The sequence below is a fragment of the Campylobacter sp. CH278 genome (assembly GCF_004378845.1).
Classification (GTDB): Bacteria; Campylobacterota; Campylobacteria; order Campylobacterales; family Campylobacteraceae; genus Campylobacter_D; species Campylobacter_D jejuni.
Genome location: NZ_RYXZ01000004.1, coordinates 77,764 through 92,922 on the forward strand (window position 1 = coordinate 77,764; position 15,159 = coordinate 92,922).

Sequence of the window (15,159 nt, forward strand, 5' to 3'; positions counted from 1 at the left end):
ATAAAAATGATTTTTTGGGCTTTTCTTGTTGTAATTGGAGCGATTTATTTTGGCAATATGTTTTTTGGGCAGTATTCTTTAGATACTTTATTGAGCTTAGAAAATACCAAAGAAGAGCTTAATAAAAAGATTATTTTGCTCAAAGAACAAAATGCTAAAGCACAAAAAGATTATTTTGAATTAAAAGGATTATACCCAAATGAAAACTAGAATTTTAGCAATATTTTTTATTTTTACCTCTCTTTTATATGCTGATGAAAATCCTTTCAAGACAGATCAAAATATAACCTTGGTTGCTCCACCTGAATTTCAAAAAGAGGAAGTTAAATTTAATTCTAGTGCAAGAATTTTAAAAAGCATTACTTTTAATTATATCAATTTAGACGGAAGTGAAGATAAGATCGATTTAGATGTCAATAAAAGTATTGATTGGCACGATACTTATACTATATCAAGATTTAAAAGCCCTGATCCTTCAAAAGTACTTGATGTTTCAGTTACTATACCTGAAAAAAATAGTTCTAAACAAGAATCAAACTCAACAGCCAATGTTGAAATACCTTTACAGGTTGCAAAGATTTATGATTTTATTTCTTATGCGGTTTATAAAAACAAAATAAAACTTAACACTAGTGATGAAATGATTACAGATTTTTCAGTAGGAAATCCAAGCAAAATCGTTATAGATTTTAGATCTAAAATGATTAGCCCTACAAAAAACATACGCCTTAGCAATTCTATTTTTAAACGCATAGACTTTGGATCTCATAAAGGATATTATCGACTTGTAATATATCTTGACGGAACTTATAATTATAATATTCAAAAAGATGCAACTGGATATATGATTAATCTGCTTTGATGAGATTTATTTTTTTAATATGTTGTGCTTGTTTAGTTTTTGCTAATGAAATTTTACTTCTTAGCAAATTCGATAAGCAAGATTTTAATTCTAAAGATTTCAATGCTTATTTGATGAGCGAAAAACTTGATGGAGTGCGTGGAATTTGGGATGGGAAATATCTAAAAACTCGCCAAAATTACCAAATAAAAACTCCTGACTTTTTTACAAAAAATTTCCCTCCTTTTGCTGTTGATGGTGAGCTTTGGATAGCAAGAAATAAATTTGATGAAATTTCAGCTTTAATTCGTAGTGGCGATAGCAATTTGACCTTATGGAAGGAAGTAACTTATAATATTTTTGATGTGCCAAATGCTTGTGAAGAATTTCAAATTTCTACTTGCACTCTTAAAAATCGTTTGGCTGTTTTAGAAGAGTATTTGCAAAAATATCCTAGTGCCTATATAAAAATTATTCCTCAAATTCCAGTTGAAAATCAAAATAATTTAAATCAATTTTACGAAAGCATTATAAAAAATCAAGGTGAAGGTATTGTCATACGCAAAAATTTAAGTCCTTATGAAAAAGGCAGAAGTAAAAATGCTATGAAATTAAAACCCTATGATGATGCAGAGTGTGAGTTAGTAGGATTTCGCAAGGGCAAGGGCAAATTTGAAAATCAAGTAGGTGCCTTACTTTGTAAAATGCCTAATGGACAAATCATTAAAATAGGCAGTGGTTTAAAAGATGAAGATAGAAAAAATCCTCCAAAAATTGGTAGTATTGTGACTTATAAATTTAATGGATTGACCAAAAATTCCTTACCTCGCTTTCCGGTTTTTTTAAGAATAAGAGATGAAAATCCTTGACTTTAAAATTATTTTGTGATAAAATATTTCCTTTTATTTATTCGGGGTGTAGCGCAGTCTGGTTAGCGCACTTGGTTTGGGACCAAGGGGCCGAAGGTTCGAATCCTTTCACCCCGACCATTTTTTATAAATTTATACAAAATGGTGAGTGTAGCTCAGTCGGTTAGAGCATCAGATTGTGGTCCTGAGGGTCGTGGGTTCAATTCCCATCACTCACCCCACTAAGCGCTCGTAGCTCAACTGGATAGAGCGACAGACTTCGGATCTGTAGGTTATGGGTTCGATTCCTATCGGGCGCACCACCAAGATTTTATATGCGTTCATAGCTCAGCTGGATAGAGCAACGGCCTTCTAAGCCGTAGGTCAGAGGTTCGAATCCTCTTGGGCGTACCACTTTAGCGGATGTGGTGAAATTGGCAGACACGCCAGACTTAGGATCTGGTGCAGCAATGCGTGAAGGTTCAAGTCCTTTCATCCGCACCACTTACTTTTATCATTTTCAAACAAGAGTTGATTTCTCATAAATTTTTATTTCATTTTAAAATTTCTTATGATTGTTAGATAAAATGCAAATTTAATTTAGATAAATTCAAAAATTATCTTGCAAAAGATTTGAAAAATAATTAAAATATACAAAATTCAATTCAAGGAGATAAAATGAAAAAATTAGGTTTAGCTTTAGCAGTTTTAGTTGCTTTAAATGTGTCAGCATTTGCAGATTTGATAGTTATCAATAAAAAAGATTTAGTTCCAGTTTCAGCAAGCGAAATGCAAAACAAATATTTCCAAGAGAGCATCAAAACAATTATAGATGAGCCACTTTTTAAAAAGGCAACTTTTTATGAAGCAGATATTGTTGCAAAAGTTGATCCAAAAACTTATAAAGTAAATCAAAGTATGATAAAAGACTATTATTCAGATAAAAGCAAATATGTTTATTATAAGACAGTTCTTATATTAACTAGTGATGGCAAAAGAGCTAGATTATCTACTCTTACTTGCGATGTATCAAGTTTTGATAAGAAGGGATATTTTTGTGGAGGAACAGCTGAACATAATTATTCTATTAAGTAAATATTGCAAATAAAAATCCGCCTTGAGTTTTCACTCTTGGCGGAAATCCACTATTAAAGGCTTTTAGAATGAAAAAACATTCTAAGCGTCTTAAAGTAGCATTATATCTAAATTTTAAGCTTTTTAAGTTAAAAATTTCTAGTTTTTTAAATCGTTTTATCTTTTATATCTTTGCTGTAAAGACAAAATCAGCACTCATTAAAAATCTTTTCTTGATTAAATTTTTGTAAATTCATTTTTAGTGTTAAAAATGTGATGATATTAACTTTATAAAAGTATTATTATATATTTTTTACTTAGGATAGCGATTATGAAAAAAACAATTTTAACCATTCTTTTTTTACTCACTCTTACGCAAGCTAAGGAAATACAAGTTTATGAAAGTCCTACTTGTGGCTGTTGTGATCTTTGGGCTGATTATATGAAAGCTAAGGGTTATGAGGTTAGCGTTCATAAAACCAATGATTTTCTTAAAATCAAAGAAAAAATGGGTATAAAAGATGAGTATCAAAGTTGCCATACAGGTGTGATCGAAGGCTATGCTATTGAAGGGCATGTTCCTGAAAGTGCTATAGCATGGTTGCTTGAAAACAAACCTAAAGATGTTATAGGAATTTCAGCTCCTGGCATGCCGCAAGGAAGCCCAGGAATGGAACAAGGTTATAGTGAAAAATATCCTGTAATTTTGATGAAAAAAGATGGAAGCTATGAGCTTTATGGATATTTTATAGGAGATAAAAAGCTTTAAAGTAAATTTTAGCTTTTTACTTTTTTGATTTCTTTTTCAAGTATGCTATAAGGAGTTAAGCCTATGAATTTTTCATCCATTTTTCCTTCTTTGAAAAAACTAAGCACAGGCACTCCATATATTTCCCCAATGGCACTTGAAAGGTATTTAGCTGCTCTTTTTTCATAAAACATTGCTAAATTAGATAAACCTTTTTCATCAGCCCAAGCTTTTGCATCATTTGCATCATTTGCATCGCCTAAAACCACAAAGATATTAAAATCATAATTTTTAGCCAAATTCTGCAAAATAGGAATTTGTTCTTTACAAACTCCACAATCTTTTGTGAAAAATACTAAGGCAAAATTTTGTGCTTTATCATTTAGTTTTAGGCTTTTTTCAAAACCATTGTAGGCAAAATTATAGGTTTTATCACTATTTAAAGCTTTAAAATTTTCTCCACTATCACAAGCTACAAAAAATAAAGCTATGATTAAAGCAAAGAAATAAGCTTGGATTCGAAAAATTCCCATGGTTTTTCTCCTAAAATTCTATCTTTTATCATTCCATCTTTAATGATGATGGTAGTAGGGGTTGCAAACACAGCATAACGATCATTGGTGATTTTAAGATCGTCTTTTAAAACTTTTACATTTTTAAAGTCAAATTGTTCGGCTAAAACCTTAACTACATTGGCATTATCGATGGAATTTATAGCATAAACACTGATTTTATTGGGATGATTTTGTATGAATTCATCTAAAGAAGGGAGTTCTTTTAAGCAAGAAGGGCAGCCATTTTGAAAAAAGACTAAGACTTTTAAACTTGTATTATCATCAGCAAGTTTTACAGCTTTTCCTAAGGTATCTTTAGCTGAAATTTCAGCGCTTTTTTCTCCAACTTTTCCAGTATCTTTTGAATTTTCAAAAGAACAAGCATTGAGCAAGAACAAAATGCTTAAGATTAAAAGGCTTTTTTTCATTTTAACACTCCATGTTGTAAGATAAGGGTTCGATCTGCGAATTTAGCCAAATCAGGATTGTGTGTGATTAAAACTATGGTTTTGCCTTCATTTTTTAATTTTTGCAAGGTTTGAAGAACGATTTGTTCATTGGCTTCATCTAAATTTCCTGTGGGTTCATCTGCGAGTAAAAGCTCTGGGTTGTTGATCAAAGCTCTTGCTATGCAAACTCTTTGTTGTTCTCCACCACTTAATTGGCTAGGTAAATGAGTGAGTCTATGCGAAAGTCCTACTTTTTCAAGAACCATTTTGGCATCTTCTTCATCTACGCTTGAGTGATAATACTGAGAGAGCATAACATTTTCTAAGGCGTTAAGATAGGGGATAAGATGAAATTGTTGAAAGACAAGCCCTATTTTTTCACGACGCAAGGTGATTTTTTGCTCTTCATCCATTTGCTCTAGGTTTTCATTATCCAAGATATACTCTCCAGAGCTTGGAGTATCCATGAGTGATAGTATGTTTAAAAGCGTTGATTTTCCACTTCCTGATGGACCCATGATGGCAAGCCATTCTCCTTCATAGACGCTTAAGTTGATATTGTTTAAGGCTTTAACTTTGCCAAATTCTTTATTTAAGTTGTTTATTTTAATAAGTTCTTTTTTCATCATTCACCTTTCAAATTTTCACACACATTGATTTTTAATGCTCTTTTTATAGGAAAAAATGCAGCCAAAAAGGCAAAAATCAAAGAAATGATTAAGGCTATAAAAACAGCTATAAATCTAAAATCAATACTAGAATTAAAAATCAAATAACCAAAGACATTAGCTAAGAATATTCCACAAAAAGCTCCGATTAAACTAGCAAAAAAACTTACTATAAAGCATTCACTAGCAAAAAGTTTAAAAATTTCACTTTTTTTCGCACCCAAGGCTAAACGCAGTGCGATTTCTTTTTTGCGAGAAAATATAATAGAGCTTAAGGTCGTATTAACGCTAGTAGTGACTATGATCAATACTACAAGTATGATTAAAAACATTAAAGCTTTGATTTTTCCAAGCACTAAACCTTCACTTAAGGATACTGAAGATATAGGTTTTGCATCGATGAATTCATTGCTGATTGCTTGTGTTTTGGCTTTAACTTCATCAAAATTTCCATAAACTACAGCATTAGCATAGTTAATACCGGCTCTATCGCTTAAATTTTGCACCACGCTTAAAGGAGCTAAAACAATGCTATCAAATTCATCATTGCTTGAAAGTATGCCTTTTATGGTAAGTTTTATGCTTTTTCCATTGTTTGGATTGTAAATTTGAAGTTCATTGCCTGTTTTTAGGCCTAGTTGCTTGGCTAAATTAACCCCTAAAAAGGCTGAATTTTCATCAAAATCATTTAGAGAAAAGCTTCCTTCTTTAACTTCTAAAAAAGGTTTAGTGATTTTTAAAGCCCTAAAATCAGTGCCTAAAACCACTCCGCTTGTACTGCCTAAATTTAAAAAATCATACAAAAAAGGAGTTAAAGCTCTAGCCTTTAAATTTTCTTTTATTTTTTCATACTCAGCATTGGAGATAAAATTTTCATCCTGCTTAGGGCTGATCATTACATTTGCTCCATAAGCTTTTAATTCTTTAGAAAGTTTGGTGTCAATATCAAAATAAATATTTAAAAAAGCTGAGCAAGTAAGTGTTCCTATAAAAACACTTAAAACTATTATAAAAAGTCTTTGATAAGAAAAGTTAATGCTTTTAAAAAGCTCATTAAGGAAAAACTTATCTACCATAAAGCACTCCTGCAGCTGAAAGTTGTGTGATATTTTTGATAGGAAGCAAGCAACCTAGTAAGGCAATAAGTCCTGCAAAAATAAAGCTTAAAGGTAAAGCTACAAAGGCTATATCAATAAAATATCCAAAAATGCTAAGGCTGATGATTTGAGAAAGTGCTGTGCCAAAAATAAAGCCAAATAAAGCAGCAAATAAAGCTACGATTAAATTTTCACTAGCAAAGATGAGATAAATTTGAAAAGTATTAGCACCAAGTACTTTTAAAAGTCCTATTTCTTTTTTTCTACGATGAATTTCAGAACTCATCAGGCTTGAAATCGCAATACTTGCAACAATAAGACAAATAATACAAGTAATGCCCATTAAGGATTGGATCTTTTTAACCACCAAGCTTTGAGCATCGCTTATAGCATTTAGAGCTTTTGCATCAGCACCTGGTAAGCCATCACTAATTTGACTAGCGATTGAGCCTACATAAGCTGAGCAATACCATTTGTCATATTCTAACTGATCTAATTTTTCTTCGCCCATGCGACGCACTTTTTCAGAAAGGGCTGATTCAGGTATGGTAAAAGCTCTTACTTCTGCACTTGAGTAAAGCCCTTGTTTGTTGAGTAAATCTTGAGCTAAATTTAAAGGAGCGATGATTTTATTTGACATTTTAGGATTGGCATGAAGTAAAATGCCTACGATTTTTGCTTCTTTGCTTTGATTGTTTTCTCCTATGAGTTTGATGGTATCTCCTAATTTTAGTTTATTGTTTTTAGCAAAGTCTTCGCCTAGCATGATTTCATTGCTATCATCTTTTGCCCATTCTCCTTGCACTGCTAAATAAGGATAAAGACTTTTTATACCTGTGATAAAATCATCATCATCTTTAATTTTTATGGCTTTTTGAAAATAAGTGCCATAAATAAGTGCTTTTTGCTGGGAGTTTTCAATTGTGATTTTACCTTCTAAAAAAGGAGCAAGTGCGGTGATGTTGTTACGCCAATAAATGTCTTTAATCATATATAAATTTTTTTCTTCTAGGTAGTTTTTGTTTTTTAAGGGTTCATAAAGTTCATTACCTATTTCTATACTAAGACTTGAGCCTTTGGGTAAAACAAGGATATTAGAGCCATAGCTTTTGAGTTGTTTGGTTACTTCATCGCCTATACTTAGAGTAATATTTAGCATAGTAGAGAGCAAAAGCGTGGCTAAAAAACAAGTAAGAAAGGCTAAAAATTTTTGAATTTTGTTTTTAAATATAGAGTTAAAAATCATTTTAGCCAACATCGTTTCTCCTTTGGATTAAAAATTGGGCTTCGTTTTCTTCTACATATTTTGTAGGATCTTTTTTAAATTCTTCATAGTTGTTTTGATTTGAAAAATAATAAGTAATCCCTTTATAGCTATAAGAAAAAGGAGCTTGGGTGTTTATAATTTTTGTTTTTGATACAGGATCTTGCACTTCAATTTCCTTGATTTGACTAAAATAATTAGATCCTGCTATTACATCTTTAACATCTATGGTGATTTTTTTACCATCGTATTCGTATTTGAGTGGGATAGGATTGCAACCCCCGCTTTTGCCTACACTAGGCAAGAAAATACGCACATTGCAAGAAATGCAAATGAGTTGTCCATCTTTTTTGATATAACCCATATCTCCACAAATCATACAAGCATCAAAAACAGCTACAGGAGAATCCCTATCTTCTCTTTTATTGATAAGAAAAAACCTTATCACTTTGCCTTCAGCACTGATATAAGCAAAGCGGTGAAGTTTGTTGTCCCTTAAAAGAGCTATATCAAAGATAAATTTGCCATTCTTATCGGGTAAAATTTCTTTAGGCTCATCTATGGTTAAAGGCTTAGAGCTTACCATAAAAAAGTATAAAATAATGCAAAAACTTATAACACAGGAGATAAAAACACTGGAAAAATAGCGATTAATAAGACTTGTTTTAGCTTCGTTTTTGCGATAATTTATATCTAAAATTTGTTTTTTGCTTATATTTTTTTTGCGAATTTTTAGGCTTAAGAATGCTAAAAAAGTGATGAAAATTAAATAAACATAAATTCCAAAAACACCAAAATAATTACTTTTTCCTACAAAACTCACCAAAAAAGTATGAGTTTCTATGATGGAATTTCGCATTAAAGTAAGCAAGATATTGGCTAGAGCTTTATCGCTTTCTATAAGGATAAGCAGTAAAAACAGCATAAAGCTTGTTTTTTGATTAAAATTTTTTTGCCATTTTAAAAAGAAGAAAATCAAAATACAAACAAGCAAGGCTAAAGCAATAAAACCTAAAGAACTTATACCTTCGCTATCGATTAAAGAGCTAGTAAAAATAGGGAAATCTTGACTTAAAAAATAATAATGCAAAGCGGTGCAAAAACTTAAAATTCCCAATAAAATAAAATTTAAAATTTCAATTTTTTTCCAAAAATAAAATATAAAGCTTACTAGTAATAAACCTATAAAAACAAAATCAAAATTAAAGATTAAATTTTCGGTTTTTAAAAATTGTGCTGCGATAAAAAAAGCAAAATATCCAAATAAAAAGCCCAAAAAAACTACTAAAAAACTTTTAAAAATATATTTTTTATCAGGAGTGATAAAGGCCATTAAAATACTTAGCGGTAAAACACTGATAAGAAAATGCACAAAATATATACTCATAATTTACTCTTTAAACATTGTTATTTTAATTTTCAAATAAAAATAAAAATATTTAAACACTCGGAAAATCCGAGTGTAAAATCATTTTGGCGTGCCTGTGTATTTGAATTTATAATCTACTTTAAAAGGTTCAAACCACTTACCCACGCCTGTTTCTTCATCAACATGGCGTCCAAAACCTTGTTTTTCTGGATTTGAGATATAAAAAGTAAGTTCATAATTTCCTACGCCAAAGCCACCTTTTTTATCTTTTTCCATAGCGATATTTGCGCCATAGTGAGGACCATCATCAGCCACCATAGGCATCAAAGTTCCGCGTTTAATCGCACCTGTGTCGGTATTTTTAAGTTCATAGGCTATGGTTAAATAAGGCATCCAAAAACCTTCTGGAAAACCATTTGGATTGTTTTTAAGTGCGTGAATATCAGCTTCTAGGTGAATATCTGCTAAAGACGCAGCTAAATCAATACCTCTTGGTTCCATTTCAATAGGTTGTAAATAAACAGCGGCTATTTCCATACCATTAAGTTCTTTTGGATCACCGATTGGCACTTCGCCTGCAAATAAATTTGTACTAATAACCGCAGCTGCAGCAACTACTGATAAAACTTTTTTTATCATGATTTTACTCCTTTTTTTGAAATTTGTTTTGTTATTAAAATGCCAATAATTAGCATGATCAAAACTATAAATTGAGGGATTAAGGTTTCATAGTAAGGATAAATTCCAAGCCATAAAATCGGTTCAAAATTCATAGGTATAAGACTAGGAATGATGACTTTTCCTTCTATGAGTTCAGCTATACCTTTGCCTGTAAAAACAAAAACCATGTAAAAAATAATGTAAGAAGTGATATAGAAAAATTGTTTTACAGGTATGCGAATGGCTCCTGCTTTTAAAAGAAAATATAAAACAATAAGTATTAAAATTCCAAGTCCAAGCCCACCAAAAACAGCACTAAAATCAGTGCTTGTTTTAGCATCAAAAAGCAAGGCTTGATAAAAAAGCACAGTTTCTGCACCTTCTCTATAAACAGCTAAAAATACGGTAATCCAAAGGGTTTTTGCACTATTGTTTGATATAGCATCTATAGCACCTTGTTTGATAAAGCTTGTCCATTTTTTATTTTGTGCGTTTGAAAGTAACCAAAAGCCCACATAAAAGAGTAGCAATACGGCTATAAGCATGGTAATACCCTCTATAAGCTCTCTACTTTGTCCTGCATTTTCTTTAAATAGCCAAGAAACTCCAAAAGCGGTAACAAAACTTAAAATCACTCCTGTAAAAAGAGCACTATAGGCGATATTTAAACGATTTTTGTTGCCACTTTGCACAAGATAAGAAACAATGGCTACAACGATAATCAAAGCTTCCAAGCCTTCACGCAAAATAATACCTAAAGCCCATATAAACAGCGAATAAGGAGTAGAATCTTGAATTTTATCCACACTGCTTGCTATGAGTTGTTCTAAGTCATTAAAAGTAGCTTCAAGCTCTTTTTTATCTGCACTTGCTTTAATCAGTGCCACGCCTTTGGAAAATAAACTTTCTATTTTAAGTTTTAAGCCGCTATCTACAGCACCGATTTTATTTTCCATACCACTTGCTTCAAAAATATCTAGATAAATTCCTTGTAAATCATCTACTATAGAAGCACTAAAGCCATCATAATTTTTTAAAATTCCATCTAAAGCAAGTTTGATATCATTAGAAACTTTGGCATAATCTTTGCCTTTTGTTTCATCATTAAAGCCTGAAATTTGCAAACTTGAAAGTTCTGAATTTGGAATTTGTAAGAAAACATCAAAAATTTGTTCTTCTATGTTATCTAAGCCATCTCTTAAGCCTTTTTCATCTATTTTTGCATCGTTGATTTGGCGTATAAGGGTGCGTATGGCTTGTTGAATTTTTTGATCGTTTCCTGCTTTGGTAAATTTATTTACTAAAATTTCTACTTTGGTATTGCGATAATCACTAAATAAGGCATCATTTAAAAAATCTTTACTAGCTTGGTAGTTTTTTTCTTTAAAAGCATTAGCTGCCTGTGAAAATTTGGTAGAGATATTATCTAGTATAAATTGCAATCTTGCGTCCATTGCAGCGGCAGCTTGTAAATCAGCGCTTGCATTATCATCTGTAAGTTTGCTTGTGTCGTTGTTTGCAGGTGTAGGATCTTGGGTGGTTAAAGAACTTTGTGCTAAATCTTTTTTATCCACGCCCATCATTTGTGCGATTAAAGCTTCTGCATCAGCTTCGCGTTTGGCATTGGCTTCTAGGCTTGATTTTTCAGCTTTGGCCTTATCATAGTTTGTATCGCTTGCTTCTGCTTTTAAACGATATCCATTTTGTAAGATTGGGGCTACTTCATCAAGATCATAATAAAGACTATCAATTAAAGCATTAATTTGTGTCAAAGGAGCTTCATCTTTATACATGCGACGCAAATTTACAAATTTACGCTCCATGGTGATGGCTTTTCTTCCTATGTTTCTTCCTATAGGGCCTTCCATATTTTCAAAATGTTGAAAATACGCATCTTCGCTAAGCTTTTTAGCACCTAGATTATCGCCCTTTTTGTAAGTTTCTATGCTTTGTTTTAGCATGTCTTTGATAAGATTTGCTTCATTAATATAATCATCTACTCTAGCAAAAGCTGAGCTTGATAAAAAAATACTTATAATTAAAAATATAATTTTAAAAATTTTCATTATCATTATCCTTGGTTTTTGATAAAAATAATATTTATTATCAAAATAAATAATAGCTAGTATAATATTAAAAATCTTAAATAGAACTAAAAAATAAGCTTTTGTATTGATAATATTTTTTATTAATTATATTTAAGATATATTTTAATAAATTTTTAAATATATCTTATTTTGTGATTTAATATGGGTTGTTTTTAAGTATCGCAAGGTTTTCTTCTAGGCTATGCACTTTGGGATATTGTTTTTGTATTTTTAATTTTTCCTTTTTTGATGTTTTAAAAGCTTAATAAAAATCAAAAAATCATTTATTGTGTATTCTTCAAGGAGATAGCTATAGCATATTTTAGATTAAGCAGATATATCCAAAAGTTTATCTTTTTTGTTGGTATCTGTGTTTATAGAATTGCTATTGTCTTTATTTGCTTCTTCTTTCTCAGCTTTAGCTTCTACTTTTTCTTTTTTTTCTTGAAATTTTAAAGTTGAAGTTATATTAATTCTTTTACTTTCAAAATTTGTATCTACTATTCCCCTACAAGGTGTATTAAGTAACATTAGCAAACTCCTATATAATTGCAATAGCTTTTTAAGTTGTAATTTTTGATTATATTATAAATCGTATAAATAAGATAAAACTTAAATTTATTGAAGTAAAATTTTATCTATTTCATTTGCTTCTAAAAGTATCAACCATTTATATTTTGCTTATTGTTTCATAGTGTAAAAATTTTTAAAATAGGATTTTATCTTAAAAAATTTATGATATTTAATTTCAGATATTGGTTTCCTTGAAAAATTTTAAAAAGTTTAGTAAAAAATATTAAGTTTTAAAAATATCATCCGATTTAAATAAAGTCTTAAGACTCAATCTAAAAGGAGGATGATATGGTTTCAGATGTTTCTATGGGTAATGCTAATTTAATGGCTGCTGTTAATACTTCAGTTTTGAAAAAATCTATGGACACAAACGAGGCATTGATGAATGAACTCATCGAAGGTATGGAAGGTGTCTCTCAAGCCTCCGTTCCACAAGTTTCTAGCTCTAGTGGTTTGGATATTTACGCTTAAATATCTTAAGAACAAGCTTAAGAACTTGTTGGTATCTTGGGCTTGTTTTTTTAAATAATTATTTCTTTAGTATTTTTTCGTTATAATTTTGCCATTTTATTTATCGTATTAAATTTTTATAATATTTATTTAGGAGCAAGGATGCAAATGATAAAGAAGATGGTTTTAAGTGAAACTTTCCCTGGTATTTTGCTTATATTTTTTACATTTTTAGCCTTATTATGTAAAAATTCTTCTTTAAGTGTTATTTATACAGATTTTTTTCATGCTAATTTTACAGTAGGATTTGATCATTTTCAAATTTCAAAATCGTTGGATTTATGGATAAATGATGGTTTGATAGCTATATTTTTTCTATGTATAGGGCTTGAGTTAAAATATGAAATTTTACGCGGACAGCTTAAAAATATAAGAGCTGTATCTTTACCTATATTTGGAGCTTTGGGGGGTATGATTACTCCTGCTTTAATTTTTGCTGCTATTAATTATTCCCATGATTTTGCTATGAAAGGTTGGGCAATACCTACAGCAACCGATATAGCTTTTGCAGTGGGTATTTTGATGCTTTTAGGAAATAAAATTCCTACAAGTTTAAAGCTTTTTTTACTTTCTTTAGCTATTTTTGATGATTTGGGCGCTATTGTTATTATTGCTTTATTTTATACAGATCAGCTTTCAGCTTTGGCGATTATTATTTGTTTGTTTTGTATATTTGCTCTGCTTTTGTTAAATTATTATCACATCACCCATCTTTCTTTGTATGTGTTAGTAGGTGTTGTATTGTGGATAGCTATGCTTAAAAGTGGAGTACATGCGACTTTGGCTGGTGTGATCATTTCTTTATTTATACCGCTTGATACAAAAAATAAAAAACCTTATTTGCATGAAGTTCTTAAGGATTTAAATCCTTGGGTGGTTTATTTTATCTTGCCTTTATTTGCTTTTGCTAATGCTGGGATTGATATCAGAGATATGCATCTTGGTTCGGTATTTTCGCCTGTAAGCCTTGGAATTATTCTAGGATTATTTTTAGGAAAGCAACTAGGTGTTTTTACTTTTTGTTTTATTGCTATCAAACTTAAGCTTGCAAAACTACCTGAAAATATTAAATATGGAAAATTTTATGGTATATGTATTTTAACAGGCATTGGTTTTACGATGAGTTTGTTTATTGATGGTTTGGCTTATAAAAATAGTGATATTTTTGAACATGCGGATAAACTTGCTATTTTAATAGCTAGTTTTTTAAGTGCCATTGTTGGTTTTATTTATCTTAAGATTGTTAAATGAATAATATAGTACATAAATTAAAAACTTTAGTTTTAAACGAGGCTTTTGGTGGTGTTTTACTTATAGTTTGTACTTTGCTTGCTTTGCTTGTGCAAAATGGATCTTTTAGCGAACATTATCGAGAATTTCTAAATTTAAAAGTCGGATTTAGCGTAGGTGAATTTGAGCTTAATAAGCCTTTTTTACTTTGGATAAATGATGGGCTTATATCTATATTTTTCTTTGCTATAGGGCTTGAGCTTAAGAAGGAATTTTTGCACGGGGATTTTAAAAATCCTAAAAATATTGTTTTACCTTTTATGGCTGCTTTAGGGGGTATACTTATACCTGCGATGTTGTTTGCTTTGGTAAATATAGGAGATGCTTATACTTTAAAAGGTTGGGCTATACCTACAGCCACAGATACAGCGTTTGCCTTAGCGATTTTAATGATGTGTGGCAAACATATTCCATCAAGTTTAAAAATTTTCTTACTTTCTTTGGCTATTTTTGATGATGTGGGTGCTATTTTAATTATAGCTATTTTTTATACGACAAAATTATCAATAGTTGCTTTTGTCGTTGCAGGAATTGCTATTTTGGCAATGCTTGTTTTAAATATTTTAGGAATAACAAGAAAGTCTTTTTATTTTATTTGCTCAGTTATTCTTTGGATTAGTGTTTTAAAAAGTGGTGTGCATGCAACTTTAGCTGGAATCATAACAGCATTTTTTATACCGATGCAAACTAAAAATGGAGAAGCATTTTTAGAAGAAATCTATGAAAGTCTAAAATTTTGGCTCGCTTTCGTTATATTGCCTTTATTTGCTTTTGCTAACGCTGGGGTAAATTTATCCAATATCGATATAGGAGCAATTTTTTCAGGTGTAAGTGTAGGTATTTTCTTGGGGCTTTTTGTGGGTAAACAAGCGGGTGTATTTTTGTTTTCTTATTTGGCAATCCGCTTTAAATTTGCAGCCTTGCCCCAAGGTTCAAATTTGAAACAACTTTATGGGGTTTGTATACTTACAGGAATTGGTTTTACAATGAGTTTGTTTATCGATGGCTTGGCGTATGAAGTCAGTGATATTTTTAATTATGCAGATAATTTAGCTATTCTCATAGCTTCATTTTGTTCTGGGATTTGGGGTTTTATTTATCTTAAATTCTTTGCTACTCGATCTTAA

At 30.8% G+C, this 15,159-nt stretch carries 18 protein-coding genes and 5 tRNA genes; 14 read left to right on the forward strand and 9 right to left on the reverse strand.

Features of this window, described 5'->3' with window-relative positions; translation table 11 throughout:
• Window positions 1-6: 6 nt before the first annotated feature.
• The 11 genes from ELQ04_RS04435 (at window position 7) to ELQ04_RS04480 (ending at window position 3,532) form a co-directional block, all read left to right on the forward strand.
• Window positions 7-210, forward strand: a complete 204-nt coding sequence (locus ELQ04_RS04435) for a hypothetical protein (RefSeq protein ID WP_002839177.1) — start codon at window positions 7-9, stop codon at window positions 208-210.
• Window positions 200-862, forward strand: a complete 663-nt coding sequence (gene cgpA, locus ELQ04_RS04440) for a glycoprotein CgpA (RefSeq protein WP_002851387.1) — start codon at window positions 200-202, stop codon at window positions 860-862. Before ELQ04_RS04435 ends, cgpA begins: the two co-directional genes overlap by 11 nt.
• The gene (locus ELQ04_RS04445) at window positions 862-1,710 is read left to right on the forward strand and encodes a DNA ligase (protein WP_044778096.1); all 849 of its coding nucleotides are present in this window, start codon (window positions 862-864) and stop codon (window positions 1,708-1,710) included. The genes cgpA and ELQ04_RS04445 overlap by 1 nt, the downstream gene beginning before the upstream one ends.
• 42 nt (window positions 1,711-1,752) lie before the next feature.
• Window positions 1,753-1,830 (forward strand) — tRNA-Pro (locus tag ELQ04_RS04450).
• 24 nt (window positions 1,831-1,854) lie between these two features.
• Window positions 1,855-1,931: transfer RNA gene (locus ELQ04_RS04455), tRNA-His, on the forward strand.
• Window positions 1,932-1,935: 4 nt separating this feature from the next.
• Window positions 1,936-2,012, forward strand: a tRNA-Arg gene (locus tag ELQ04_RS04460).
• A 14-nt stretch (window positions 2,013-2,026) separates the two neighbouring features.
• Window positions 2,027-2,103: transfer RNA gene (locus tag ELQ04_RS04465), tRNA-Arg, on the forward strand.
• A gap of 5 nt (window positions 2,104-2,108) precedes the next feature.
• Window positions 2,109-2,193, forward strand: a tRNA-Leu gene (locus tag ELQ04_RS04470).
• 174 nt (window positions 2,194-2,367) lie between these two features.
• The gene (locus tag ELQ04_RS04475) at window positions 2,368-2,784 is read left to right on the forward strand and encodes a hypothetical protein (protein WP_002937441.1); all 417 of its coding nucleotides are present in this window, start codon (window positions 2,368-2,370) and stop codon (window positions 2,782-2,784) included.
• A gap of 68 nt (window positions 2,785-2,852) precedes the next feature.
• Window positions 2,853-3,014 (forward strand): hypothetical protein, encoded by a 162-nt coding sequence (locus tag ELQ04_RS08700; protein ID WP_002895271.1) that lies wholly within the window; start codon window positions 2,853-2,855, stop codon window positions 3,012-3,014.
• A gap of 80 nt (window positions 3,015-3,094) precedes the next feature.
• Window positions 3,095-3,532: a DUF411 domain-containing protein gene (locus ELQ04_RS04480; RefSeq protein WP_002858990.1), complete on the forward strand. Its 438-nt coding sequence runs from the start codon at window positions 3,095-3,097 to the stop codon at window positions 3,530-3,532.
• Between the two features lie 8 nt (window positions 3,533-3,540).
• Here the strand turns inward: ELQ04_RS04480 and traF are convergent, their stop codons facing one another.
• The 9 genes from traF to ELQ04_RS04525 all read right to left on the reverse strand — a co-directional run bounded on the left by traF (window position 3,541) and on the right by ELQ04_RS04525 (window position 12,190).
• Window positions 3,541-4,044, reverse strand: coding sequence for a conjugal transfer protein TraF (traF, locus tag ELQ04_RS04485; protein ID WP_002851157.1), 504 nt, complete (start codon window positions 4,042-4,044; stop codon window positions 3,541-3,543).
• Window positions 4,005-4,493, reverse strand: coding sequence for a TlpA disulfide reductase family protein (locus ELQ04_RS04490; protein ID WP_002851267.1), 489 nt, complete (start codon window positions 4,491-4,493; stop codon window positions 4,005-4,007). The genes traF and ELQ04_RS04490 overlap by 40 nt, the downstream gene beginning before the upstream one ends.
• Window positions 4,490-5,143, reverse strand: coding sequence for an ABC transporter ATP-binding protein (locus ELQ04_RS04495; RefSeq protein WP_002860103.1), 654 nt, complete (start codon window positions 5,141-5,143; stop codon window positions 4,490-4,492). The genes ELQ04_RS04490 and ELQ04_RS04495 overlap by 4 nt, the downstream gene beginning before the upstream one ends.
• Window positions 5,140-6,258, reverse strand: a complete 1,119-nt coding sequence (locus tag ELQ04_RS04500; RefSeq protein ID WP_044778095.1) for an FtsX-like permease family protein — start codon at window positions 6,256-6,258, stop codon at window positions 5,140-5,142. Before ELQ04_RS04500 ends, ELQ04_RS04495 begins: the two co-directional genes overlap by 4 nt.
• A complete protein-coding gene (locus tag ELQ04_RS04505; RefSeq protein WP_002926472.1) occupies window positions 6,248-7,537 on the reverse strand; it encodes an ABC transporter permease in 1,290 nt (429 codons plus the stop codon). Before ELQ04_RS04505 ends, ELQ04_RS04500 begins: the two co-directional genes overlap by 11 nt.
• On the reverse strand, window positions 7,527-8,930 hold the full coding sequence (locus ELQ04_RS04510) for a Fe-S-containing protein (RefSeq protein WP_134224457.1): 1,404 nt from the start codon (window positions 8,928-8,930) through the stop codon (window positions 7,527-7,529). The genes ELQ04_RS04505 and ELQ04_RS04510 overlap by 11 nt, the downstream gene beginning before the upstream one ends.
• Before the next feature lie 81 nt (window positions 8,931-9,011).
• Complete coding sequence (locus ELQ04_RS04515; protein WP_002778842.1) at window positions 9,012-9,551, reverse strand: iron transporter; 540 nt, start codon at window positions 9,549-9,551, stop codon at window positions 9,012-9,014.
• Window positions 9,548-11,638, reverse strand: coding sequence for an FTR1 family protein (locus tag ELQ04_RS04520; protein WP_052780830.1), 2,091 nt, complete (start codon window positions 11,636-11,638; stop codon window positions 9,548-9,550). Before ELQ04_RS04520 ends, ELQ04_RS04515 begins: the two co-directional genes overlap by 4 nt.
• A gap of 348 nt (window positions 11,639-11,986) precedes the next feature.
• On the reverse strand, window positions 11,987-12,190 hold the full coding sequence (locus tag ELQ04_RS04525) for a hypothetical protein (protein ID WP_002922159.1): 204 nt from the start codon (window positions 12,188-12,190) through the stop codon (window positions 11,987-11,989).
• A gap of 330 nt (window positions 12,191-12,520) precedes the next feature.
• On the opposite strand from ELQ04_RS04525, the gene ELQ04_RS04530 reads away from it, so the two are divergent.
• The 3 genes from ELQ04_RS04530 to nhaA (ELQ04_RS04540) all read left to right on the forward strand — a co-directional run bounded on the left by ELQ04_RS04530 (window position 12,521) and on the right by nhaA (ELQ04_RS04540) (window position 15,159).
• Complete coding sequence (locus ELQ04_RS04530; protein WP_002937402.1) at window positions 12,521-12,703, forward strand: YjfB family protein; 183 nt, start codon at window positions 12,521-12,523, stop codon at window positions 12,701-12,703.
• A 141-nt stretch (window positions 12,704-12,844) separates the two neighbouring features.
• Complete coding sequence (gene nhaA, locus ELQ04_RS04535; RefSeq protein ID WP_002855944.1) at window positions 12,845-13,993, forward strand: Na+/H+ antiporter NhaA; 1,149 nt, start codon at window positions 12,845-12,847, stop codon at window positions 13,991-13,993.
• Window positions 13,990-15,159, forward strand: a complete 1,170-nt coding sequence (gene nhaA / locus ELQ04_RS04540; protein WP_002892077.1) for a Na+/H+ antiporter NhaA — start codon at window positions 13,990-13,992, stop codon at window positions 15,157-15,159. Before nhaA (ELQ04_RS04535) ends, nhaA (ELQ04_RS04540) begins: the two co-directional genes overlap by 4 nt.

Excerpts from the sequence above, each read along its gene's own strand:
- nhaA (WP_002892077.1), top strand. The coding sequence starts at position 13,990 with ATGAATAATATAGTACATAAATTAAAAACTTTAGTTTTAAACGAGGCT.
- cgpA (WP_002851387.1), top strand. The coding sequence starts at position 200 with ATGAAAACTAGAATTTTAGCAATATTTTTTATTTTTACCTCTCTTTTA.
- ELQ04_RS04515 (WP_002778842.1), bottom strand. The coding sequence starts at position 9,551 with ATGATAAAAAAAGTTTTATCAGTAGTTGCTGCAGCTGCGGTTATTAGT.
- ELQ04_RS04445 (WP_044778096.1), top strand. The coding sequence starts at position 862 with ATGAGATTTATTTTTTTAATATGTTGTGCTTGTTTAGTTTTTGCTAAT.
- ELQ04_RS04495 (WP_002860103.1), bottom strand. The coding sequence starts at position 5,143 with ATGATGAAAAAAGAACTTATTAAAATAAACAACTTAAATAAAGAATTT.
- ELQ04_RS04520 (WP_052780830.1), bottom strand. The coding sequence starts at position 11,638 with ATGAAAATTTTTAAAATTATATTTTTAATTATAAGTATTTTTTTATCA.
- ELQ04_RS04490 (WP_002851267.1), bottom strand. The coding sequence starts at position 4,493 with ATGAAAAAAAGCCTTTTAATCTTAAGCATTTTGTTCTTGCTCAATGCT.
- ELQ04_RS04525 (WP_002922159.1), bottom strand. The coding sequence starts at position 12,190 with ATGTTACTTAATACACCTTGTAGGGGAATAGTAGATACAAATTTTGAA.
- ELQ04_RS04510 (WP_134224457.1), bottom strand. The coding sequence starts at position 8,930 with ATGAGTATATATTTTGTGCATTTTCTTATCAGTGTTTTACCGCTAAGT.
- ELQ04_RS08700 (WP_002895271.1), top strand. The coding sequence starts at position 2,853 with ATGAAAAAACATTCTAAGCGTCTTAAAGTAGCATTATATCTAAATTTT.
- ELQ04_RS04505 (WP_002926472.1), bottom strand. The coding sequence starts at position 7,537 with ATGTTGGCTAAAATGATTTTTAACTCTATATTTAAAAACAAAATTCAA.
- ELQ04_RS04480 (WP_002858990.1), top strand. The coding sequence starts at position 3,095 with ATGAAAAAAACAATTTTAACCATTCTTTTTTTACTCACTCTTACGCAA.
- ELQ04_RS04530 (WP_002937402.1), top strand. The coding sequence starts at position 12,521 with ATGGTTTCAGATGTTTCTATGGGTAATGCTAATTTAATGGCTGCTGTT.
- traF (WP_002851157.1), bottom strand. The coding sequence starts at position 4,044 with ATGGGAATTTTTCGAATCCAAGCTTATTTCTTTGCTTTAATCATAGCT.
- ELQ04_RS04435 (WP_002839177.1), top strand. The coding sequence starts at position 7 with ATGATTTTTTGGGCTTTTCTTGTTGTAATTGGAGCGATTTATTTTGGC.
- ELQ04_RS04500 (WP_044778095.1), bottom strand. The coding sequence starts at position 6,258 with ATGGTAGATAAGTTTTTCCTTAATGAGCTTTTTAAAAGCATTAACTTT.
- nhaA (WP_002855944.1), top strand. The coding sequence starts at position 12,845 with ATGCAAATGATAAAGAAGATGGTTTTAAGTGAAACTTTCCCTGGTATT.
- ELQ04_RS04475 (WP_002937441.1), top strand. The coding sequence starts at position 2,368 with ATGAAAAAATTAGGTTTAGCTTTAGCAGTTTTAGTTGCTTTAAATGTG.